Genomic DNA, 22,228 nt, shown 5'->3' with positions numbered 1-22,228 from the left:
CAGTGCTTTCTCACCAATTGTCCCAATTTTTGCAGAGAATGACAAACGAAGCGTGAAGATATGCGTTATGCGGCGTTGTAGAGAGCCGTGTCGCCCGGTTTTTGGTGACAGGGCATAGGAAGGGGCGAATATGCACAATCAGATCGTACCGGTCATCCTGTCCGGAGGGTCCGGCACGCGCTTATGGCCGATGTCGAAGCCGGAAATGCCGAAGCAGCTGCTCGCGCTGACCTCGGATGAAACCATGTTGCAGCTGACGGCGCAACGTACCGCATCCAACGAATTCGCCGCGCCGATCGTCGTCGCGGGCCAGCGGCATGCCGATCTGGTCGAGACGCAACTGACCGAGGCCGGCACGCCGCCACAGGCGCTGATCCTGGAGCCGGTCGCACGCAACACCGCGCCGGCGATCGCGCTCGCCGCGCTCGCCGCCAAGCCCGAGGATGTCATGCTGGTCATGCCGTCCGACCATGTCATTGCCGACCTCGACGCCTTCCATGCCGCGATCCATGCCGCGCTGCCCATGGTCTCGCAGGGCTGGCTGGCGACCTTCGGCATCGCGCCCGACAAGCCCGAGACCGGCTATGGCTGGATCCAGGTCGGCCGCGAAATCGCCAAGGGCGTCCATCAGGTCGCCCGCTTCGTCGAGAAACCCCGCCTGGAGCGCGCCGAGGCGATGCTGGCGCGGGGCGACTATGCCTGGAATGGCGGCATCTTCCTGTTCCGTGCCGATCGCTATCTGGAGGAACTGGGCCAACATGCGCCGGAAATGCTCGTCGCCGCCGAAAAGGCGATGCGCGCCGCCAAGCATGAGGGCAAGCGCGTCTTCCCCGACGAGGCCGAGTTCAGCAACTGCCCGTCCGACTCGATCGACTATGCCGTGATGGAACGCGCGGACCGTGTGGCGGTCGTGCCTGTCGCCATGGGCTGGAACGATGTCGGTAGCTGGGACGCGCTCCATGCGATCAGCGAGCTCGACGGCTTCGGCAATGCGCATCGCGGCGAAGTGCTGGCGATCGACACCAAGAACTGCCTGATCCGCACCGACCGGGTGCGCGTGGCCGCCGTCGACGTCCAGGATTTGATCGTCGTGGCGAGCGGCGACGACATCCTGATCCTGCCGCGCGGGCGCAGCCAGGACGTCAAGAAGCTGATCGAAGCGATGAAGCGCTGATACGTAAAGGGGGGTGGCCGGATCGGCCGCCCCCGTCATTCCGCCAAAGCGGATAATATCTCACCGACCGTTACGGGTTCGACGCCGCGCAGCGCCAGACGCTCGAACACCGCATCCCACCAGCGATCGAAAGCCTCTAGATCCCGCGTCGTGCGGACATAGGGCGTATGGCCGGGCTCCAGCGTCGGCGAATGGAAGGAAAAGGTCAGCAGCCTGACGCCGTCCGCCAGCGCGCGATCGATCGCGGCCAATGCATCGGTCAGCCCTACCCCCTCCGGAGTCAGCGGTATCCGCGATAGCAATCCCAGCCGCGCCAGCACGCCGCGCCCATGCGGCAATCGACGCGCCGATGCGTGGAGACGGTGCCCTGCGCCACGCAGCAGACCGGTATAGACGCTGGTCAGCGGCAGCTCGATCATCCCATCCCGGCAAAATCCATGGGCGTCGATCGCACGGAAATCCATGCCACCGGTCCGGCCATAATCGTGCAGCGCGCGCATCGAGCTGTCGATCCGGTACCCGCGCTCGGCCAGCAGCTTGAGAGTTGCGGGGCCCACACCATAACGGCCCGAGCGAAAGGTGCGAGGGCGCGTGCCAAAAGCCCCGGCAATGGCATCGGTCAGATGGTCGAGCTTCGCCGCCTCCAGCGCGACCGGCAAATTGCCGGCATGGCTGGTCACCGGATCGACGACCTCGCTGTGCGGCGGCGTGACCCAGGCGTGGAGCTGCGCGCCAATTTCGGACCGGCCATCATCCAGACATTCGGACAATATGGCGACCGCGACCGGGTCGACCGCCACGGGATAATCGACCATGCAGTTCAGCCCGACCCCCGCCTCCGCAAAACGCCGATGGGCTTTGGGGAAGGCCCGCATCGCCGAGGTCGCCCGGTGCCGCCGGTCGAGTGGGGCCGACCAGTCAAACTCCTCCTCGACATCGACCGTCACCAGAAACCGCGTCCCGAACGCCGCCGGCCAGCCTATCCGTTCGGCAGCGCTGGGAGCTTCGGGGCGCCAGGGTCGGGCCGGCACGGACACGGTCAGCGCGTCGACGCCTGCCCTGCGCGCTGATCCACGCCCATTGGCAGGCTCAAGGCCACCCGGTGCAGCCCGATGGTCAGGCCGCCGCCCATCTCGGCCCCCAGCTTGTCGACCAGCCGCAAGGAAAAGCCGGTGCCGAGCAGCGGCGCACCCTCACGCTGTTCCTCGTCGCCCGCATCGCTCAGCAGCGCGGCCTCGGTCTCGATCGCAAGCGCCAGGGGACGGTCGATCCGCAGGCTAGCCATGCCCTGTTCTTCGGTCAGGCTGGCAGTCAGGCGCTCGCCGACGACGCAATTGGACAGGAGCACGGAGAAAAGCCGGGCGATCAGCCGCTCGGTCGCGCGGTCATCGGCCAAGGCCGCGATCGTCGCCGCCGGCGGCTCGAACCGGATTTCGGCCCGGCGCAGTTCGGCGAGCGGCTGCAATTCGCCCAGCAGGCGCTGGATCAGCGGCGCCAGCAAAATCTTGGTGGGGCGAAGCTCCAGCACATGCCCCTCGATCCGTGCCGCGGTATCGAGATCCTCAACCGCTGCCAGCAGATCGGATGCCATGGACCGGATCGCGGTGGCACGGTCGCGATAGACAGGTGCGACGGGGCCCAGCAATTCGCTTTCGATCAACTCGGCAAAGCCCGCCACCGCATTGGCGGGAGTGCGCAGTTCGTGAACCAACTGCCGCAGCGAATCCGACGAGGCGGCATCCGCGACACTCTCGGTCGGTGCGACGGTGGCGCATTCGTCGCGACGTGGCCGCCGCCCGCTGCCACGATAGCCGAGGAAGCATCCTGAAAGGGAGTCGAAATAGGGTGCAGCGGAAACGCGCCATGACCCGGCCGCGTCGGACGCCCCGCCAATTTCCAGTCGCGCATCGCGGAACGGCGAGCGGCGGCGAAAGGCACCCATCCCCACCCCGTCGAACTGGGCCAGTCCCTGGGCGACGGTCGCGGCGATGCTGACGCCGACCAAGGCTCCACGCGCCACGCCATCGACGCCCAGGATCAGGCCGCGCTCATCGGTTTCGAAGTCGAAATGTGCAGGGCCGGCATTGGCGTGGGGCGTACCCGTGACCTCTTCGCGACGCTGGTTGAACGCGTCGATCCGGGCGACGAGATCGGCGATCTCATAGCGCGGCGGGGCGGCGGGCGACGGGGCATGGCGCAGGGCCTCGGCCATGAAGGGAAGGCTGCGCGCCACCTGCCCCAGCGGTACGAAGGGCGTCGCCGCCTGGGTCGGCACGGGATCGAGCATCACCGACAGAGGTGGGCGCTGCACCTCCTCTGTTACTTCGGGCACGGGCGCGGACGGCGCCGCGATCGGCCAAGGCTGTGGCGTCGCGTCCTCGGGTCTTTCGACGGCAAGGGGCGGAACAGGGCGCGGTGGCGCCACCGGTTCGGCAACCGATGGGTTGGCGGCGACCATGTTGGGCAGGACGAAATCGACTGGCCCGAAATTCTCCAGACCGCGCGTCACGGTCTCGGACAGGTCACGCCGATGGCGCAGCACCGACCGGGTGCGGGGGTTGAGCTGTGGCAGGATATCGAGCCATTCGGCGTCGGTCAGTTGCGCCATGCGCAACACGGGTGCCGCGATTGCCAGATCGTCCTGAGCGAAGAACGCGACCAGGGCGGCGGGGGGCTGGCACAGGCTGAGCAGCCGCGCGCTTGCCGAACGTGTCGCGTGCGATACCGAGTCGCGCAAGGCGACCAGACGCGCCAGTGTCGGCGGGTCGGCGGGGATGCGGCCACGCCCCATCAGGTCGACCAGTTGCCGCCAGGCGGTCTGGGCGCCGAAAGGCGTTGCCGTGTCGGCCGACAGGATCGTCGCAAGGCTGTCGTCGAACCGCACCTAATTCCCTTTTCCTTGGGCCGGATGGCCATCAGCCATCTGACTTAACGCCCTTATCCTTCCAACTGGTAACCTGCAAATATCACGATGCATCCCCGTTGCATTGTGTGACAATTGCGGTAGTGCGTAATTTTCTTATATCCAGCCGCGACAGAGCATAGGGAATCGGCTTTTTATGTGGAGTATTGTGTAATGGCGCTCGATCGCATCGATCGGCAAATCCTGGCGCTGTTGCAGGCCGATGGCCGGATGACCAATGTCGAACTCGCCGAACGCGTCGGCCTGACCGCCCCGCCCTGCCTGCGCCGTGTCCGCGCGCTGGAGGAAGCCGGGGCGATCCGTGGCTATCATGCCGATCTGGACGCCGCGCGTCTGGGCTTCCCGATCACCGTCTTCGCCATGGTGTCGCTGCGCAGCCAGGCCGAGCATGACCTGGCGACGTTCGAGGCGCATGTCGCCGGCATTCCCGAGGTCCGCGAATGCCATATGCTGAACGGCGAGATCGACTTCATCCTGAAGATCGTCGCGTCGGACCTGAAGAGCTTCCAGGAAATCCTGACCACCCATCTGACGCCCGCGCCCAATGTGGCGAGCGTCAAGACCTCGCTGACCATCCGCACCGCCAAGCAGGTGTCGGGGATTCCGATCGAGGCGGATTGATCGGGCGCGCCATCTGGTGCGTGCGAAAGCCGGCCCTCCGTCAAGGATGGTCGGCTTTTTTGTGTCGATCGGGTTGGGGCGTGGCCTTCGACTTCGCTCAGGCGGAACGGAGGTTTTGGCGTGGGGCCATTCTCACTCGGCCCGTTCGGCCTGAGCGAAGTCGAAGGCCACGCCCCTGCCCCAAAAAGGCCCCGGCTTTCGCCGAGGCCCTTTCCGAATATCCCCGCATCTCAAACGCGGAGACGATCCGGTCTTACGCCTGGGTCTGGAGCCAGGTGTTCCAGAAGCCGGCCAGCTCGGCGCGGGGCGAACCCTGGACGGCGTCGAACGCCGCCTTGGCACCAGCCTTGTCGCCCTGCGCGGCCAGCGCGATGCCGAGGCGGGTGTTCACCTCATTGGCATCGACGCCGCCCTTTTGCAGCGCCAGGCGATACAGCTCGGCCGCCTTGGCGTAATTGCCCTGGCCATAATAGGCCTCGGCGGTCAGCGCGGCGAGCTTGCCGTCGTTCGCCGACTTGGCGCGTGCCTCGGTCGGGGCGAGCGAGCCTTCCTGACGGTTCTTGGCTTCGGCGGCGGTCAGCATCGCCTTGGCGGTGGCATTACCGGCGGGGATCTTGCCGGTCGCCATGCCTTCCTTCAGCACCGTCGCGGCCTCGGCGGGCAGGCCCTTGTCGGTCGCATACTGCGCATATTCCATATAGTCATTCTGGTCGGCCAGCGACTTGGACGCGCGCATCAGGCGGAAGAGGTCGAGCCGCTGATTCTTGTCCAGCGTCGCCAGCGAACCCGGCTGCAGGCCGTAGATGACCAGCGCGTTGCGCCAGTTCTGCGCCGTCGGATAGGCCGCGATCCACTTGCGCATCCAGCTCAGCGTCTCGGGCACCATCTTGCTCTTGTTGGCGCGGCCGATGGCGTATTTGTAATAATCCTCGGGCGCCTTCTGACCCGACGCGTTCATCTGGTCGATCGTGGCGGCGAGATCGGCATTGGCGCCGGCGACGTCACCCGCTTCCATCTTCGCCTTGACGATCAGCAGCGGCAGGTTGGGGTCGCTATAGCCCAGCTGCTTGGCCTGCTCGAAATATTTCAGCGCGATCGGATATTGCTTGCCGTTGAAGGCCAGCGCACCACGGCGATAGACATAGCGCGGCTTGTCCGCGGCCGGGGTCGAGGGGCTGGCGATCAGCGCGTCGAGCGGCTTGGCCAGCGTCGTCTCGTCGATCGGGGCGTTCGGATTGGCCTGCTGGGCCGCGAACAGCTTGCCCGATTCGAGCTCGTAGCGCATCGCCGCGGCGATATACTTGTCGTCCTCGGTCTTGGCAGCGGCCTCGACCGCCGACACCAGCGGATCGGCGGCGGCATAATTCTTCTGCTGGAGCACCGGCTGGGCCGCCTGCGCCGCCTTCAGCGCCTCGGGGCTCAGCTTCAGACCGCCGGCTTCTTCCTTCTTCTTCTGGGCCACGGCCGGCGCGGTCAGCGCAACGCCGCCAACGCCCGTCGCAAGCACGGCCGCCAGCGCCAGCTTCGGTATGATTTTCATGCGAATTCTCTCCAAGAATAGAGCCGGTCGGTCCGGGATCGTCGATGGCAGGCTTGATAGGGACAGCCAGCGCCCCGTTCAAGCAAAGCAATGATGCCTTACCCCCTATCCATCAACCGCTGAACGCGGATTGAACGCGAACGCTCCCGGCGCTAGCGGGCGGGCCATCATGATTGCCGTCATCTCCCCCGCCAAGACGCTGGACTATAAAAGCCCGCTCCCGCCCCTCACCTCCACCCGGCCGCATTTCGCGACCGAGGCCGATACGCTCGCCGCCGCCGCCGCCAGACTGGGCGAGGAGAAGCTGTCTGCGTTGATGCGCATCTCGCCTGCCCTCGCCAAGCTCAATGCCGAGCGTTTTCGGGACTTTGCCGATGGACCGGAACGCCCCGCCCTCTTCGCCTTTGCCGGCGACGTCTATACCGGGCTGGAGGCCAAGACGCTCGACGAGCCGGCGGTGCTGTTCGCGCAGGATCATCTGCGGATGCTGTCGGGCTTGTACGGACTGCTCCGCCCGCTCGACGCGATGCGGCCCTATCGGCTGGAAATGGGCACGCGCTGGGCGCCCCATAGAGATGGATCGGACGGCGACAAGCTGACCGACTGGTGGGGCGACCGCATCGCCAAGCGGCTGGCGGACGAGGTCGAGGCGGAAGGGTCGGGCACGATCCTGAACCTGGCCAGCCAGGAATATTGGCATGCGGTGGACGGCAAGCTGCCGCCCTCGACCCGCGTCATCGCCGTCGATTTCCGCGAAGGCGACCGCTTCATCAGCTTCCATGCCAAGAAGGCCCGCGGCGCAATGGCGCGCTGGATGGTCGAGCATCGCATTACCGATACCGACGCGATGCGCGGTTTCGATAGCGACGGTTATGCGTTCGACGCCGAGGCAAGCACGCCGACGCTATGGAGGTTCGTGCGATGAGCGAATGGAAGCGGGCGATCATCATCGGTGCCTCGGGCGGGATCGGCGGCGCCCTAGCCGATGCGTTGGAAGAAGAAGGCGTCACCGTCGCCCGGTTCGGCCGGGCGATGAGCGGTGACTCGCATATCGATATCGAGGATGAAGCCAGCATTGTCGCCGCCGCCGAGCGGATCGCACAGGGCCCCGCCCCCGATCTGGTGATCGTCGCGACCGGCCTGCTGCATGATGGCGAGCATGGCCCCGAAAAGGCGATCGATCAGCTCTCGCCCGAATGGCTGGCGCGCAACTTCGCGGTCAATGCGATCGGCCCGGCGCTGGTCGCCAAGCATCTCCTCCCGCTGATGCCACGGACCGGCAAGACGATCTTTGCGGCACTGTCGGCCCGTGTGGGGTCGATCTCCGACAATCGCATGGGCGGCTGGTATGGCTATCGCGCGTCCAAGGCCGCGCTCAACCAGTTCATCCGTACGCTCGCCATCGAGCATAAGCGGCGCAACGATCGCTCGATCGTGGTCGCGCTGCATCCCGGCACGGTCGACACCGCCCTGTCCAAGCCGTTCCAAGGCAATGTCCGCCCCGGCGGCCTGTTCGATCCTGCTCGCGCGGCGGTGCAGTTGCTCGACGTGATCGATGGACTGAGGGCGCCCGACAGCGGCAAGCTGTTCGATTGGGAGGGTAAGGAGGTCCAGCCATAATCCTTCCCCGGACCCACGAGAATTGCGCCGTCCAACTTATCATTCAGATTACAATATCGTAACATCCGCGACATTCGCCCGAAACCGCCGTGCCCCCATAAGGGCGGGGCTGGTCGCCTTTACTCCCGCTGGCGACCAGCGACTCCCAAGCCCCGAAACCCTGCTGCCGAGGGGGGAAGCAGATGCATCGGGCCCGCCCCCGCCGCCTCTTTTGCGCGCTGACCTTTCCCCATGTCGGCACGGCGCGAATGGGTCGCGCGGGGGTGGTCAGGGGCGTTGCGCTGGGCTAGGAACGACAATTCCCATCTGACCACCAACCCGGAAAGCAACAGACTTTGGCCGACGAGACGACCCTCGCGGAACCTTCCGATATTTCGACGATCTCCATCGTCGACGAGATGAAGTCGAGCTATCTCGACTATGCGATGAGCGTGATCGTGGCGCGTGCGCTGCCCGACGTGCGTGACGGCCTGAAGCCCGTCCATCGCCGTATCCTCTATTCGGCCGCCGAAAGCGGCTTCGTCGCGGGCAAGCCGTACCGCAAGTCGGCGCGCATCGTCGGCGACGTCATGGGTAAATACCATCCGCACGGCGACAGTGCGATCTATGACGCGCTGGCCCGCATGGCGCAGGACTGGTCGATGCGCGTGCCGCTGATCGACGGTCAGGGCAATTTCGGCTCGATGGACCCCGATCCGCCCGCCGCGATGCGTTACACCGAAGCGCGTCTGGCCAAGGTGGCCAATTCGCTGCTCGACGATCTCGACAAGGACACGGTCGACTTCCAGCCCAACTATGACGGCTCGGAGCGCGAACCCTCCGTCCTGCCCGCGCAATATCCGAACCTGCTGGTCAATGGCGCGGGCGGTATCGCGGTCGGCATGGCGACCAACATCCCGCCGCACAATCTGGGCGAGGTGGTCAACGCCTGTCTCGCCTATATGGAAAACGGCGCGATCACGGTCGAAGAACTGAACGAGATCGTCCCCGCCCCCGACTTCCCCACCGGCGCGCTGATCCTCGGCCGCTCGGGCGCGCGGTCGGCGTACCAGACCGGGCGCGGGTCGATCATCGTGCGTTCGCGCCACGAGATTGAGGAAATGCGCGGCGACCGTCGGGCCATCGTCCTGACCGAAATCCCCTATCAACAGGGCAAGAACGCACTCGTTGAAAAGATCGCCGAGGCCGCCAAGGAAAAGCGGATCGAGGGGATCAGCGACATTCGCGACGAATCGAACCGCGAAGGCGTTCGCATCGTCATCGACCTGAAGCGCGACGCGACCCCGGAAGTCGTGCTCAACCAGTTGTGGCGGCACACCCCCGCCCAGACCAGCTTCCCGGCCAATATGCTCGCCATTCGCGGCGGCCGCCCCGAGCTGCTGAACCTGCGCGACATCATCCAGGCGTTCGTTCAGTTCCGCGAGCAGGTCATCACCCGCCGCTCGAAGTTCGAACTGGCCAAGGCGCGTGAGCGAGCGCACATCTTGCTGGGTCTCGTCATCGCGGTGACGAACCTGGACGAGGTGGTGCGGATCATCCGGGGTTCGGCTTCGCCGGTCGCCGCGCGTGAGGCGCTGCTCGCCCGCGAATGGCCGATCGCCGAGATCGCGCCCTATATCCGTCTGGTCGAAGCGGTCGAAAGCGAAGGCTTTGGCGACACCTATCGCCTGTCGGAGACGCAGGTTCGCGCGATCCTCGATCTGCGCTTGCACCGCCTGACCGCGCTCGGCCGCGACGAGATCGGCGACGAGTTGAAGGGTCTGGCGGACTCGATCACCGAGTTGCTCGAAATCCTCGCCAACCGCGTGAAGCTGTACGAGGTCATGCGTGGCGAGTTGGTGGCGATCCGCGACCAGTTCGCCACCCCGCGCCGCTCGGAAATCGCCGCCGCCGCCGATGGCATCGACGACGAGGACCTGATCGAGCGCGAGGACATGGTCGTCACCGTGACCATGCAGGGCTATATCAAGCGCACACCGCTCGATGCCTTCCGCGCGCAGAACCGGGGCGGCAAGGGCCGCTCGGGCATGGCGACCAAGGACGAGGACGTCGTCACCGAGCTGTTCGTGACCAGTACGCACACGCCAGTCCTGTTCTTCTCGAACCATGGCAAGGTCTATCGTTACAAGGTCTGGCGCCTGCCCGAAGGCGGACCCGCCACGCGCGGGCGGCCGATGGTCAACCTGTTGCCGCTGGCACCGGGCGAGGTCATTTCGACCGTGTTGCCCCTGCCCGAGGACGAGGCGGAGTGGGGCAAGCTCCACGTCATGTTCGCCACCGCCAAGGGTGCCGTGCGCCGCAACTCGATGGACGCATTCACCAACGTTCCCTCGAACGGCAAGATCGCGATGCGCTTCGACGACGAGAGCGAGGACCGGCTGATCGGCGTCGCGCTGCTCGGCGCGGAGGACGATGTGCTGCTCGCCACCCGTTGCGGCCGGGCGATCCGCTTCGCCGCGGACGATGTGCGCGAGTTCCAGAGCCGCACCTCGACCGGCGTGCGCGGCATCGCGCTTAAGGGCGAGGACGAGGTCATCTCGCTCTCGGTCCTGCACCGCGTCGGCACCACCCAGGAGGAGCGCGAGGCTTACTTGCGCTTTGCTCCCTGGAAGGGCGAGAAGGAAGGCGAGCCCGAGCTGTCGGTCGAGCGGTATGAGGAACTGCGTGAGAGCGAGCAGTTCATCCTGACCGTCTGCGCCAATGGCTATGGCAAGCTGTCCTCCGCCTATGAATATCGGCGCACGGGTCGTGGTGGTCAGGGCATCACCAATATCGACAATATCGCCCGCAACGGCGATGTCGTGGCAAGCTTCCCTGCATCGAAGGGGCATCAATTGATGCTCGTCACCGATCAGGCCAAGCTGATCCGCATGTCGTTGGCGAGCCTGCGTGTCATCGGGCGCGGCTCGGCGGGGCTGCGGCTCTTCAACGTGGCACCGGGCGAGCATGTCGTCTCGGCCGCGCGCATCGAGGAGACCGAGGAAGATGCCGAGATGAACCTGGCCGACGGCACCGCCGAAATCGCCCCCGAACCCGATGCGGAAGTGGGCGAGAATCTGGCCGCTGGTCCGGAGGATGGCGAATGACCCACCCCGCAACCGCCTATAAGGTGCTGACTGCCGAACAGATGGCGGCGCTGGAACAAGAGGGCGTCTTTACGGGCGCGCCGGTAGATATCGCCGATGGCTATATCCACCTGTCCACCGCCGCCCAGTTGACCGAGACGGTGGACAAGCATTTCGCCAACCAGACCGACCTGCACATCGCGGCGGTCGATCTGGAGGCGATGGGCGAAGCGGTGAAGTGGGAGGAAAGCCGGGGCGGCCAGCTATTCCCACATCTTTACGCACCGCTGCCGCTGACGGCCGTGGTGGCTTACAGCCCGATGAAGCGCGACGAAGACGGAACGGTTAAACTGCCCATTACCGGGTAAAGCCGATCCTTTTGTCGTCACGGAAACGTCATAAATCCCTAACGCCGCATTTACGATTACGGCGTTAGGGATGGGGCATGAAGCCGCCCCAGTTCTCCGCATGGTCCGCCGCTGGCGACGACGATCCGGTGATTGATATCGGTGCGTCGCTGACCGAGGCGGTCGCGCTATTTCGACGGCATCCCGACCTGCGGCTTTTGCCGGTCCTCGATGATGATCGGCGGCCGGTCGGCGCGATCCGCGAGGCGGATCTGAAAGCGCTTCTCTACAATCCGTTCGGCCATGCGCTTCTACAAAATCCGGATTTCGGCGCGGCGCTGGACGGCTATGTCCGCCCCCACCCCGCTTGCGAGGCGAGCGCGCCGATCGGCGAGCAACTGGCCATCCATGCCGATTGGGGCGCACCCGATGCGCTGATCCTGACCGAAAATGGCCGCTATGCCGGGATGCTGGGCGCGGCGATCATCGCCCGGCGGGCGGCGGATGCGCAAATGGCCCTGGCGCGGGAGCAAATGGCACGCGCCCGCGTGGTCGACCGTGAGACTCGCCACTTCACATCGGACGTCGCCGCCCTATCCGACACGCTGGCCCGCGCGATCGAGGATATCGGCGACACCGCCGTGAACCTGACCAACCACGCCGCCAGCGCGCATGCCGGCGCCCAACATGTCGCCGAGACGACACGTGAGACCGGCACTGCGCTTAGCGACATCGCCCAGCGTGGCCATGCGCTCGCCGCTGCCTTTGTCGCCATCACCCATGACATGACGCAGGCGCGCCTGATCCGCGAACAGGTGCAGGACAAGATCGGCCGCGCCCAACGCAGCGCCCAGGTGCTGACCGACAGCGCGACCGCCATCGACACCATGCTGGCGCTGATCGAGGGGGTGGCGACCCGTACCAACCTGCTCGCGCTCAACGCCGCGATCGAGGCGGCGCGCGCAGGCGATGCCGGGCGCGGCTTTGCGGTGGTCGCTCATGAGGTCAAGGCCCTGGCCCGACAGACGCGCGACGCTGCACGCGACGCCACGATCAATGTCGGCGCGATCACGTCGGCGCTGCACGAACTGGTCGCGGATCAACGGGAATTGCATGATGCGGTCGAGGCAATCGGCCGCCTCTCCCGCTCGATCGATCAGGCCGTCGCGGCCCAAGGCCCCTCCACCACCGCGATCGCCGCCCATGTCGATCAGTCGGTCACCGCCGCCCGCAACATCGCCGGCCAAGTCGACCATATCCAGCACGGTGCCGCACGGATCGATCAGGATGCGGGGACGCTCCACCGCCTCGCCGCCGCGCTGACCCGTACGATCGGCGAGTTGCGCGAACGGACAAGCCAGTTCGTGTATCTCGTCGCCGCCTGATCCCCGGCGGGGCTTACTCTACATACAGGTCCACCACCGTCATATCCTGCCCCACCGCCTCGAGCAGCAGCGTACGATGGCAGTGGCAAGGATCGCGCTCGTAGCAAAGCAGCACGCTGGGACGTTCGGCCGCTAGATCGAGCATCTTGTGCGCGGCCACCTGTGCCTCGTCCAGTTCCAGTTGCTCGTCGTAAACCGCGCGCAGCGTGGCGACATCGCCCTTCTTGGCGGCATCGCGTCCGCGCTTCGGCGTACCCAGATCGCGCAGATGGACATATTCGATCCCGACCTCGCTGAGCGCGGCGGCCAGGGGCGACTTCGAGAAACCCGGGCGCCGCGACGATGGCAATGCCCGGACATCGATCAGCCTCTCGACGCCCGCCTGTTTCAACGTTGCCAGAAAGCCGTCGACCGTCGCGCCTTCATAACCGATGGTATAGATGGTGGTCATGGACCAGAGGTGGCGGTCGTGCCCGCCCGCCGCAAGTCCTTCCACCCGACGACTTCCAGGTCTAAGGCCGCCTCATGAACTATGACATTCATGTGATCGGCGGCGGGCTGGCCGGATCGGAAGCCGCGTGGCAGTTGGCCGAGGCGGGGCTGACGGTACGCCTGTCGGAAATGCGCGGCGGGGCGGATACGACGCCGGCCCATCATGGCGGCGATCTGGCCGAGCTGGTCTGCTCCAATTCCTTCCGCTCGGATGACGCGACCTCCAATGCGGTCGGGCTGCTGCACCAGGAAATGCGGGCGCTCGGCTCGATCATCATGGCCAAGGGTGACACCCATGCGGTGCCCGCGGGGTCGGCTTTGGCCGTCGACCGCGATGGCTTTTCGGGCGGGGTGACGGCGGCGCTGGAGGCACACCCGAACATCACCATCGTCCGCGAGCGTATCGATGCCCTGCCCGAGGGGCCTGCGATCATCGCCACCGGCCCGCTGACCGCGCCGTCGCTGGCCGGCGGTATCGGTGAGGCGACGGGCGCGGAGGCGCTGGCCTTTTTCGATGCGATCGCCCCCATCGTCCACCGCGAGTCGATCGACATGGACGTCGCCTGGTTCCAGAGCCGCTGGAACAAGGGCACGAGCAAGGATTACATCAACTGCCCGATGGACAAGGAGCAATATTACGCTTTCCATCAGGCCCTGCTCGACGGCGAGAAAACCGAATTCCGCGAGTGGGAAAAGGACACACCTTATTTCGACGGCTGTATGCCCGTCGAGGTGATGGCCGAGCGCGGAGTCGAGACGCTGCGTTTCGGCCCGATGAAGGGCGTCGGGCTCGACGATCCACGTACCGGGCGCTGGCCCTATGCCGTTGTCCAGTTGCGGCAGGACAATGCGGCGGGCACGCTGTGGAACATCGTGGGCTTCCAGACCAAGCTGAAATATGCCGAGCAGATTCGCATCTTCCGCACCATCCCGGGTCTGGAGAAGGCCGAGTTCGCGCGACTGGGTGGGCTTCACCGCAACACCTTCATCCGTTCGCCCGAACTGCTCGACGCGACGCTGCGGCTGAAGTCGCGGCCGAACCTGCGTTTCGCGGGCCAGATCACGGGGTGCGAGGGATATATCGAGAGCGCCGCGATCGGCCTGCTCGCGGGGCGTTTCGCTGCCGCTGAGCTGACCGGCAAGACCATCGCCCCGCCGCCGGTCGAAACGGCCTTGGGTGCATTGCTGGGTCACATCACCGGGCTGGCCGAGGCCGAGACCTATCAGCCGATGAACGTCAATTTCGGCCTATTCCCCCCCATCCCCGGCCGGACCAAGAAGGCCGACCGCAAGAAGATGTACACCGACCGCGCGCGCGAGGCGCTGCCCGGCTGGCTCAACTCTCTTCCGCCGGGGCCCCCTCCGGTGCCTCAGCCGGTGCCGTTCGTGCCGGCGGACAGTCCCGCCGAACAGCCGGTCGACGCTTGACGGCGGTGGTGGCGAACTCGGCCGCGTTCATCGTGCCCGACTTATCCTGGTCGGCGGTGGCGAATTTGGTCGTGGCCTTGATAGCCCATTCGTCGAAACTCAGCTTGCCATCGCCGTCGCGGTCCAGCTTGGCGTAAGCCTTGCGCCGCGCGGCGAGATATTCCTCGCGGGTGATCGTGCCGTCGCGATCCTTGTCGTAGCGGTCGAAGCGCTTCTGCTCGCGGGTGCGGGCGGAGGCTTCCGGGAGTGGAGTGTCGTCATCAGCGGTCTGCGGTGTGGCCACTGCAGCAGCATTCGCGGCGGGGAGCGGGGATGGCATGTCGGGTCGGCTGCCCCATAGGAACAGCCCCGAGCCCACGAGCACAAGCGTGCCCAACCCACCGGCCAGATAGCGCCACATCGGTCCCGTCCCCCCCGTTCGACGAAGTTATGGTTAACCGGGGTTAGGCATAGGCGGCAAGGTTTTCCCGTGGCCTTCGGCTTCGCTCAGACTGGACGGGGGTTGGGTGTGGGCTGACTCCCCCCTTCACTCCACCCCGGCAGAGGCCGGGGTCCAGTTTCTGTGCGGCTCGTGATGCGCTACGGACAGACGGGGGAGGCAAAGTTCCGGCACTGGCGATACCTCCGGCCTTCGCCGGGATGGATGACGCTTCTGAATTCAGCGCCCGGTCAGGCCATGCCATGCCAGCCGCGCGGCACGTAGAGGATGGCCGGGCAGACGGTCCGGGTGACGAAGGCTTTCGCGCGCCAGAACGGCCAGGCCGCTCAAACCGCGAACCGTCTTGGGTGCCTTCTCCGTCAGCGCTGCGTCCAATTCCGACGAAGCCGCCGTCCCGATTCGCGCGCGGATTGCAACATCGGAGACATGCTGCGCCAGATCGGCCTTGGCCCAGGCCGCCCCCAAGGGCGCCATCCCCGCCTGCCCCAGCAACCGCCCGATGGACGCAAACAATACCCCGCCCCGCGCCTCGGCATGACGCTCGACGCGCGTGTCATCCAGCGGTTCGCCGTCGTCCAGCAGCGCCTCCCACCCCTCGATCATCGGCGCCAGGTCTGCCCCCCGCACCCCGCTGGGCAGCACCGAAGCTGCCAGCCGCTGCAACACCGGATGCGCGGGCACAGGCTCGCGGTCGAGCTTCTCCAGCACCTCATACCACCAGGTCAGCCGCATTTGGCCGATCATCGGTTCGGTGGTGCTTTGCAGGATCGACGCGAGTTGGTGATCGAGGTCGAGCAGTGCTGCAAAACCCTCCCGCGCCGAGGCGGACGCGTAACCCACCGCCAGCGCCTGTTCGCGCATCACCGCTTCGATGGCGGGCGGGGGCGTGGCGGCGGCGGGGGTGTCGATCATCCCCTGCCCTTCGCACAGGTAATGCGCATGAAAAAGGGCCTCCCGGTTTTCCGGAAGGCCCCCTTCATATCACAAGGATATCCAAGGCTTAGCCGCGATAGGTCACCTTCTTGACCGCCGCGACGACCTTGTTCGCGTCGACCAGCGCCAGCTTTTCGAGGTTGGCGGCATAAGGTAGCGGCACGTCCTCGTTGGTCACGCGCAGCACCGGCGCGTCGAGGTCGTCGAACCCTTCCTCCATCACGACGGCGGTGATTTCCGACGCGATCGAGCAGGTGGGCCAGCCTTCCTCGACCACGACCAGACGGTTGGTCTTGGCGAGCGACTTCAGCACCGTCTTGGTGTCGAGCGGACGCAGCGTGCGCAGATCGATGACCTCCGCATCGATGCCCTCGGCGGCCAGCTTCTCGGCGGCTTCGAGCGCGACGCCCACGCCGATCGAGTAGGAGACGAGCGTGACGTCCTTGCCCTCGCGCATGATCCGCGCCTTGCCGATCGGCAGGACGAAATCGTCGAGCTTGGGCACGTCGAACGAACGGCCGTACATCAGCTCGTTTTCGAGGAACACGACCGGGTCTTCCGAACGGATCGCCGCCTTCAGCAAGCCCTTCGCATCGGCCGCGTCATAGGGCGCGATCACGATCAGGCCGGGGACCGAGGCGTACCAGGGGCCATAGTTCTGCGAGTGCTGCGCGCCGACGCGGCTGGCGGCACCGTTAGGGCCACGGAACACGATCGGGCAGCGCATCTGGCCGCCGGACATGTAGTTGGTCTTGGCGGCCGAGTTGATGATGTGGTCGATCGCCTGCATGGCGAAGTTGAACGTCATGAACTCGATAACCGGGCGCAGGCCGCCCATCGCGGCACCGGTGCCGACACCGGCGAAGCCGTACTCGGTGATCGGCGTGTCGATAACGCGACGATCGCCGAATTCGTCCAGCAGGCCCTGCGTCACCTTGTACGCGCCCTGATACTGGGCGACTTCCTCGCCCATCACGAAGACGCGGTCGTCGGCGCGCATTTCCTCGGCCATCGCATCGCGCAGCGCCTCGCGGACGGTGAGCTTCACCATCTCGGTGCCTTCCGGGATTTCCGGCGAGGCGGGCGCTTCCTGCTCGGCGGCGGCGACCAGCTTCTGCGTGCCGCTTTCCTGCTCGGCCGCAGCCGCGCCTTCCGGCATCGGCGGCGCGTTCTGGTCGGTCGCCTCGTTCTTCGGCGCGGCATTGGCGGCCTCGCCCGAACGCGAGCCCGACGCGGCGGCAGACGCAACGTCCTCGCCCTCTTCGGCCAGCAGCGCGATGGCGGTACCGACCTTCACATTGTCGGTGCCCTCGGCGACGATGATCTTGGCGATCACGCCCTCATCGACGGCCTCGAATTCCATCGTCGCCTTGTCGGTCTCGATCTCGGCCATGATGTCGCCGGACTTGACCGCATCGCCTTCCTTCACGAGCCACTTGGCGAGCGTGCCCTCTTCCATCGTCGGCGAAAGGGCCGGCATCTTGATCTCGATCGCCATCTTAGTAACGCTCCACCAGCACTTCAGTGTAGAGTTCAGCCACATCGGGCTCGGGGGTCTGTTCGGCGAAGTCGGCCGCTTCGTTGACCTGCTTGCGAATCTCCTGCTCCAGGACCTTCAGATCGGCCTCCGTCACGCCCTGCGCTTCGAGCAGCTTCTTGACGTGGTCGATCGGGTCCGACTTGTCGCGCACGCCCTGCACTTCCTCGCGGCTGCGATACTTGGCTGGGTCCGACATGGAGTGACCGCGATAGCGATAGGTCTTCATCTCGAGGATGACCGGACCCTTGCCCGCACGGACCCAGGCCAGCGCCTCTTCGGCCGCACCGCGACAGGCCAGCACGTCCATGCCGTCGACCTGGATGCCGGGAATGCGGAAGCTCTCGCCACGGCGATACAGCTGATCCTCGGACGAGGCGCGGTTGACACTGGTGCCCATGGCATACTGGTTGTTCTCGATCACGAAGATGATCGGGAGCTTCCACAGCTCGGCCATGTTGAAGCTCTCGTACACCTGGCCCTGATTGGCAGCACCGTCGCCGAAATAGGCGAGACAGACGCCGCCGTCATTGCTGTACTTGTGTCCGAACGCCAGGCCGGTGCCCAGCGACACCTGCGCGCCCACGATGCCATGGCCGCCATAGAATTTATGCTCGGTCGAGAACATGTGCATCGACCCGCCCTTGCCCTTGGAAATGCCGGCGGCACGCCCCGTGAGCTCGGCCATGATGACCTTGGGATCGATGCCATAGGCCAGCATATGGCCATGGTCGCGGTAACCGGTGATCACCGAATCCTTGTCGCCGTCGAGCGCCGACTGCAGACCCACCGCCACGGCTTCCTGGCCGATATAGAGGTGGCAGAAACCGCCGATCAGGCCGAGGCCGTAAAGCTGGCCCGCCTTTTCTTCGAAGCGGCGGATCAGGAGCATCTGCTTGTAGAAATCCAGCAACTGTTCCTTGGTAGCCTGGAACGGTTGCGGTTCGGCGGGACGCTCCCGATTGGGAATGGGGGGCTCGCTGGTACGGCTTGGAGCTTTTGCCACAGTCGGGAACACCTTTGTTTCCGTTAGGGAAGGATCGACGCCTATTGGCGCGCTTTGTCAGGAAACTCAATTCCCCCTCTTAATTCCCAGCGGGACAGCGGGATTTTAGGGGGGAATAGCTTTGCCTCGGTTGCCTTGGCGGCGAACCGAAGCCTACAACGCACGCCGACCATGGATAGACCCCTTCACCCTTTTCGCATCGCCAATTTCCGTAGCTACTGGCTGTCCCGTTTCAGCGGCACGATCGCGGTCTCGGCCATGTCGATCGTCATCGGGTGGCAGGTCTATAATCTGGCGCGCGAAACCATGGATGTGCGGCAGGCGGCCTTCATGCTGGGCATGATCGGCTTTGCGCAGTTCGTGCCGTTGTTCCTGCTGACCCCGATCACCGGCCTGGTCGCCGACAGCGTCGACCGGCGGTGGATCGTGCGGGGGACGACCGCATTGCTCGTCCTGACCGCCGCCACGCTATGGCTGCTGACCTGGTCGGGGCATCTGACGCTGGGCGCGCTCTTCACCGCCGCCGTCGCGTTCGGCATCGCGCGCGCTTTCTCGGGCCCCGCCTATTCGGCGCTGGCGCCCAATCTGGTGCCGCGCGAAAGCCTGCCGACCGCCATCGCGGTCAGCTCGATCGCGTGGCAGGTGGGCACGATCGCAGGGCCGAGCGTCGGCGGCCTCCTCTATGCCGTCCATCCCGAATTCGCTTACGGCGTCGCCACCGCGCTGTTCACGATCGCCTTGCTCTGCATCTCCCTGATAGGCCCGGTGCCACAGCCCCCCGCGCAAAGCGATCGCCGTCCGCTGACCCGCATCGTCGAGGGGTTTAGCTATGTCCGCCGCAACCGGCTGGTGCAGGCGGCGATCACGCTCGATCTGTTCGCGGTGCTGCTGGCCGGGGCGACCTCGCTGCTGCCGGTCTATGCGCGTGATATCCTGCATGTCGGGTCGCAGGGGCTGGGCGTGCTGGCGGCGGGCATGGGGATCGGTGCGGCCACCACCGCCATCTGGTTCTCGTTCCGGCCGATGAAGTCCAATGTCGGGGTCAAGATGCTGGCGGCGGTGGTCGTCTTCGGCCTGTCGATCCTGACCTTCGGCGTCGCCAGCCATATTACCGGCGCGCTGGGGCTGACGAGCGGAACGGTCGGACTGGGCGGATCCAGCATCTTCGTCCACCCCGCCTTCCTGCTCAGCCTCGTCGCGCTGATCTGCGCTGGCGGGGCGGACATGGTCTCGGTCTATGTCCGCCAGTCCCTCATTCAGCTTCACACGCCCGACGTCATGCGCGGCCGGGTGAGTGCGGTGTCGCAACTCACCATCTCCGCCTCCAACGAACTGGGCGAGTTCGAAAGCGGGGTGATGGCCTCGATTCTGGGTCCGGTCGGCGCGGTGGTGTTCGGCGGCCTGGGCGCGATCGGCGTCACCCTGCTCTGGTCGCGGCTGTTCCCGGAACTCCGGCGCGCGCGAACCTTTGACCCTCCCGAGATCCTCGAAACCGAACCTCAGCACGGAGAAGCGAAGCCATGAAGGCCAACACCATCCTGGAAACGATCGGCAACACGCCGCACATCAAGCTCCAGCGGCTGTTCCCCGGATCGGAGGTCTGGATCAAATCGGAGCGATCCAACCCCGGCGGGTCGATCAAGGACCGTATCGCGCTCGCCATGATCGAGGCGGCCGAGGCCAAGGGCGATCTGAAGCCCGGCGGCACCATCGTCGAGCCGACCAGCGGCAATACCGGCGTCGGTCTCGCGATGGTCGCGGCGGTCAAGGGTTACAAGCTGATCCTGGTCATGCCCGAATCGATGTCGCTGGAACGCCGCCGCCTGATGCTGGCTTATGGCGCGACCTTCGACCTGACTCCGCGTGAGAAGGGCATGAAGGGCGCGATCGAGCGTGCACTGGAAATCGTGCGCGACACGCCCGGTGCCTGGATGCCCCAGCAGTTCGAGAACCCCGCGAATATCGACGTGCATGTGCGCACGACCGCACAGGAAATCCTGAACGACTTCCGCGATTCGCCGATCGACGTGATCATCACCGGCGTCGGCACCGGTGGCCACATCACTGGCGTTGCCGAGACGCTGAAGAAGGAATGGCCCGAGCTCAAGGTCTATGCGGTCGAGCCCGCCGCTTCGCCGGTCATTCAGGGGGGCCAGCCGGGTCCGCACCCGATCCAGGGCATCGGCGCCGGCTTCGTCCCTGCCAATCTTCATACCCAGGCGATCGACGGCGTGATCGAGGTCGATGCCAATGTCGCCAAGGACATGGCGCGCCGCTCGGCGACCGAAGAGGGCATTCTCGTGGGTATCTCGTCCGGCGCGACGCTGGCTGCGATCCTCCAGAAGCTGCCCGACCTGCCCGATGGCACGCGCGTGCTCGGCTTCAACTATGACACGGGCGAGCGCTATCTGTCGGTGCCGGACTTCCTGCCCGAACAGTGAGCGATCCATCTCGGCCGCGCGGCGGCATCCGCGCGGCGCTGATCGCCATAGCCGGCACGGCGAGCGTCGTGCCGGCTTTGCTCGTGGCGAATGCGCCCGCCATTCCCCATGCCCGGCACGGGTCGGACCAACGGCCGACGCGAACGCCGCGCGTCGTGCCACCGGCCGAAATCCCGCCGGTCGAGCCGGTCGCCTTTGTCGACATGAGCCCGGACGAAGCGCGCGCCTATAATGCGGGCATTCCCTTCTCCACCGATCCCAACCCGGCGGCCCGCCCCTTCGTCTTTCGGGGATCGGCGGAGGACAAGGCGCGCGCGCTAGACTGTCTGGCGGCGGGCGTGCTCTATGAGGCGGGCGACGATGCCAAGGGCGAGCAGGCCGTCGCGCAGGTCGTGCTCAATCGCCTCCGTCATCCTGCCTTTCCCAAGACGGTCTGCGGCGTCGTGTTCGAGGGGCAGGAACGCACGACCGGTTGCCAGTTCACCTTCTCGTGCGATGGCGCACTGACCAAATGGCAGCCGCCCGAAGCCGCCTGGAGCCGGGCCCGCGAGATCGCGGCGATGGCGCTGAACGGCAAAGTCTTCCGCCCCGTCGGCCATGCGACCCATTACCATACCGATTGGGTCGTCCCCTATTGGCAGGCGAGCCTGGACAAGGTCGCGGCGGTCGGAAGCCACTTGTTCTTCCGCTGGTCGGGCTGGTGGGGAACGCCACCCGCTTTCAACCGGCATATCGTGCCCGGCGAGCCCGTCATCGCATCGCTCGCCCCCTTCTCCCCCGCCCATCGGGCCGGGGTGGAAGGAACCGCCGAGGCGGGTGCCGCTCTGGCCGAAGGGGCCGCCGTCACCGGCACCGCCACGCCGCTGCCAAACGACACCGACACCTTTCTCATCACCCTGCCCGGCGGCCTGGCCCCCGAGGGGTTCGCGGCCTATGCGCTCGGCCTGTGCGGCACCCGCGCCCACTGCACCGTCATGGCGTGGCGCGACACCGCCGCGACGCCCGAGGCGGTGCCGCTGACCCCGGTCCAGATGGAAACGATGGCGTTCAGCTATCTGCGCGACCCCGAGACGGGCATCGAGCGCACCTTGTGGAATTGCACGCTCTATCCGGCGATGAAGGGCACGCGCTGCATGAAGCGTCAGACGCTGACCGTGCTGCCCATCACGCCGAGCATGACCACGCAGCCCAATGCCGCGCCGACGCCCGCCTTCGGCGACCTGGCCGGCATCCGCCGCGCCAGCGCCGCTCCCGTCGAGGCCAAGCCCCAGCCCTGA

Annotated in this window: 19 protein-coding genes; 11 read left to right on the top strand and 8 right to left on the bottom strand. The window is 66.0% G+C overall.

Going from position 1 to position 22,228, the window contains the following annotated elements; genetic code table 11:
* Positions 1-130: 130 nt before the first annotated feature.
* The gene (locus SP6_RS03955; RefSeq protein WP_007404386.1) at positions 131-1,174 is read left to right on the top strand and encodes a mannose-1-phosphate guanylyltransferase/mannose-6-phosphate isomerase; all 1,044 of its coding nucleotides are present in this window, start codon (positions 131-133) and stop codon (positions 1,172-1,174) included.
* Between the two features lie 35 nt (positions 1,175-1,209).
* Here SP6_RS03955 and SP6_RS03950 read toward each other — a convergent pair whose 3' ends face one another.
* Together SP6_RS03950 and SP6_RS03945 are read right to left on the bottom strand one after the other, a co-directional pair.
* A complete protein-coding gene (locus tag SP6_RS03950; RefSeq protein WP_050794141.1) occupies positions 1,210-2,211 on the bottom strand; it encodes a polysaccharide deacetylase family protein in 1,002 nt (333 codons plus the stop codon).
* A 2-nt stretch (positions 2,212-2,213) separates the two neighbouring features.
* The gene (locus tag SP6_RS03945; RefSeq protein ID WP_007404289.1) at positions 2,214-4,058 is read right to left on the bottom strand and encodes a sensor histidine kinase; all 1,845 of its coding nucleotides are present in this window, start codon (positions 4,056-4,058) and stop codon (positions 2,214-2,216) included.
* A gap of 192 nt (positions 4,059-4,250) precedes the next feature.
* On the opposite strand from SP6_RS03945, the gene SP6_RS03940 reads away from it, so the two are divergent.
* Positions 4,251-4,718, top strand: coding sequence for an Lrp/AsnC family transcriptional regulator (locus SP6_RS03940; protein ID WP_007404259.1), 468 nt, complete (start codon positions 4,251-4,253; stop codon positions 4,716-4,718).
* Between the two features lie 253 nt (positions 4,719-4,971).
* On the opposite strand, the gene SP6_RS03935 is transcribed toward SP6_RS03940, so the two are convergent.
* Positions 4,972-6,258 (bottom strand): tetratricopeptide repeat protein, encoded by a 1,287-nt coding sequence (locus tag SP6_RS03935; protein ID WP_007404352.1) that lies wholly within the window; start codon positions 6,256-6,258, stop codon positions 4,972-4,974.
* A gap of 169 nt (positions 6,259-6,427) precedes the next feature.
* On the opposite strand from SP6_RS03935, the gene SP6_RS03930 reads away from it, so the two are divergent.
* From SP6_RS03930 to SP6_RS03910, 5 genes are all read left to right on the top strand, one after another.
* Complete coding sequence (locus SP6_RS03930; RefSeq protein ID WP_007404462.1) at positions 6,428-7,183, top strand: YaaA family protein; 756 nt, start codon at positions 6,428-6,430, stop codon at positions 7,181-7,183.
* Positions 7,180-7,878, top strand: coding sequence for an SDR family NAD(P)-dependent oxidoreductase (locus tag SP6_RS03925; RefSeq protein ID WP_037568221.1), 699 nt, complete (start codon positions 7,180-7,182; stop codon positions 7,876-7,878). Before SP6_RS03930 ends, SP6_RS03925 begins: the two co-directional genes overlap by 4 nt.
* 335 nt (positions 7,879-8,213) lie before the next feature.
* Entirely contained in the window at positions 8,214-10,964 is a 2,751-nt protein-coding gene (gyrA, locus tag SP6_RS03920; protein ID WP_007404437.1) for a DNA gyrase subunit A, read from the top strand.
* Positions 10,961-11,311 (top strand): DUF952 domain-containing protein, encoded by a 351-nt coding sequence (locus SP6_RS03915; RefSeq protein ID WP_007404434.1) that lies wholly within the window; start codon positions 10,961-10,963, stop codon positions 11,309-11,311. The genes gyrA and SP6_RS03915 overlap by 4 nt, the downstream gene beginning before the upstream one ends.
* Before the next feature lie 77 nt (positions 11,312-11,388).
* Positions 11,389-12,675 carry a methyl-accepting chemotaxis protein gene (locus tag SP6_RS03910; RefSeq protein ID WP_007404461.1) on the top strand — a complete coding sequence of 429 codons (1,287 nt, stop codon included), beginning with the start codon at positions 11,389-11,391 and terminating at the stop codon, positions 12,673-12,675.
* A gap of 13 nt (positions 12,676-12,688) precedes the next feature.
* Here the strand turns inward: SP6_RS03910 and SP6_RS03905 are convergent, their stop codons facing one another.
* Positions 12,689-13,126 (bottom strand): DUF488 domain-containing protein, encoded by a 438-nt coding sequence (locus tag SP6_RS03905; protein WP_037568172.1) that lies wholly within the window; start codon positions 13,124-13,126, stop codon positions 12,689-12,691.
* 74 nt (positions 13,127-13,200) lie between these two features.
* Here SP6_RS03905 and trmFO point away from each other — a divergent pair, with 74 nt between their 5' ends.
* Positions 13,201-14,595, top strand: a complete 1,395-nt coding sequence (gene trmFO / locus SP6_RS03900) for a methylenetetrahydrofolate--tRNA-(uracil(54)-C(5))-methyltransferase (FADH(2)-oxidizing) TrmFO (RefSeq protein ID WP_007404439.1) — start codon at positions 13,201-13,203, stop codon at positions 14,593-14,595.
* Here trmFO and SP6_RS03895 read toward each other — a convergent pair.
* From SP6_RS03895 to pdhA, 4 genes are all read right to left on the bottom strand, one after another.
* Positions 14,504-14,995 carry an EF-hand domain-containing protein gene (locus SP6_RS03895; protein WP_037568170.1) on the bottom strand — a complete coding sequence of 164 codons (492 nt, stop codon included), beginning with the start codon at positions 14,993-14,995 and terminating at the stop codon, positions 14,504-14,506. The genes trmFO and SP6_RS03895 overlap by 92 nt on opposite strands.
* Positions 14,996-15,253: 258 nt before the next feature.
* Complete coding sequence (locus SP6_RS03890; protein WP_007404377.1) at positions 15,254-15,946, bottom strand: squalene/phytoene synthase family protein; 693 nt, start codon at positions 15,944-15,946, stop codon at positions 15,254-15,256.
* An 88-nt stretch (positions 15,947-16,034) separates the two neighbouring features.
* On the bottom strand, positions 16,035-17,465 hold the full coding sequence (locus tag SP6_RS03885; protein WP_007404366.1) for a pyruvate dehydrogenase complex E1 component subunit beta: 1,431 nt from the start codon (positions 17,463-17,465) through the stop codon (positions 16,035-16,037).
* A 1-nt stretch (position 17,466) separates the two neighbouring features.
* Positions 17,467-18,510, bottom strand: coding sequence for a pyruvate dehydrogenase (acetyl-transferring) E1 component subunit alpha (gene pdhA, locus SP6_RS03880; protein ID WP_037568169.1), 1,044 nt, complete (start codon positions 18,508-18,510; stop codon positions 17,467-17,469).
* A gap of 171 nt (positions 18,511-18,681) precedes the next feature.
* Here pdhA and SP6_RS03875 point away from each other — a divergent pair, with 171 nt between their 5' ends.
* The 3 genes from SP6_RS03875 to SP6_RS03865 are packed head-to-tail and all read left to right on the top strand — an operon-like array spanning position 18,682 to position 22,228.
* The gene (locus tag SP6_RS03875) at positions 18,682-20,034 is read left to right on the top strand and encodes an MFS transporter (RefSeq protein ID WP_007404422.1); all 1,353 of its coding nucleotides are present in this window, start codon (positions 18,682-18,684) and stop codon (positions 20,032-20,034) included.
* Positions 20,031-20,951 carry a cysteine synthase A gene (gene cysK / locus SP6_RS03870; RefSeq protein WP_007404288.1) on the top strand — a complete coding sequence of 307 codons (921 nt, stop codon included), beginning with the start codon at positions 20,031-20,033 and terminating at the stop codon, positions 20,949-20,951. Before SP6_RS03875 ends, cysK begins: the two co-directional genes overlap by 4 nt.
* On the top strand, positions 20,948-22,228 hold the full coding sequence (locus tag SP6_RS03865; protein WP_007404365.1) for a cell wall hydrolase: 1,281 nt from the start codon (positions 20,948-20,950) through the stop codon (positions 22,226-22,228). The genes cysK and SP6_RS03865 overlap by 4 nt, the downstream gene beginning before the upstream one ends.

The sequence above is a fragment of the Sphingomonas paucimobilis NBRC 13935 genome (assembly GCF_000739895.2).
GTDB lineage: Bacteria > Pseudomonadota > Alphaproteobacteria > Sphingomonadales > Sphingomonadaceae > Sphingomonas > Sphingomonas paucimobilis.
The sequence above is the reverse complement of the archived record's forward strand: the minus strand, read 5'-3'. Positions and strand labels throughout refer to the sequence as shown.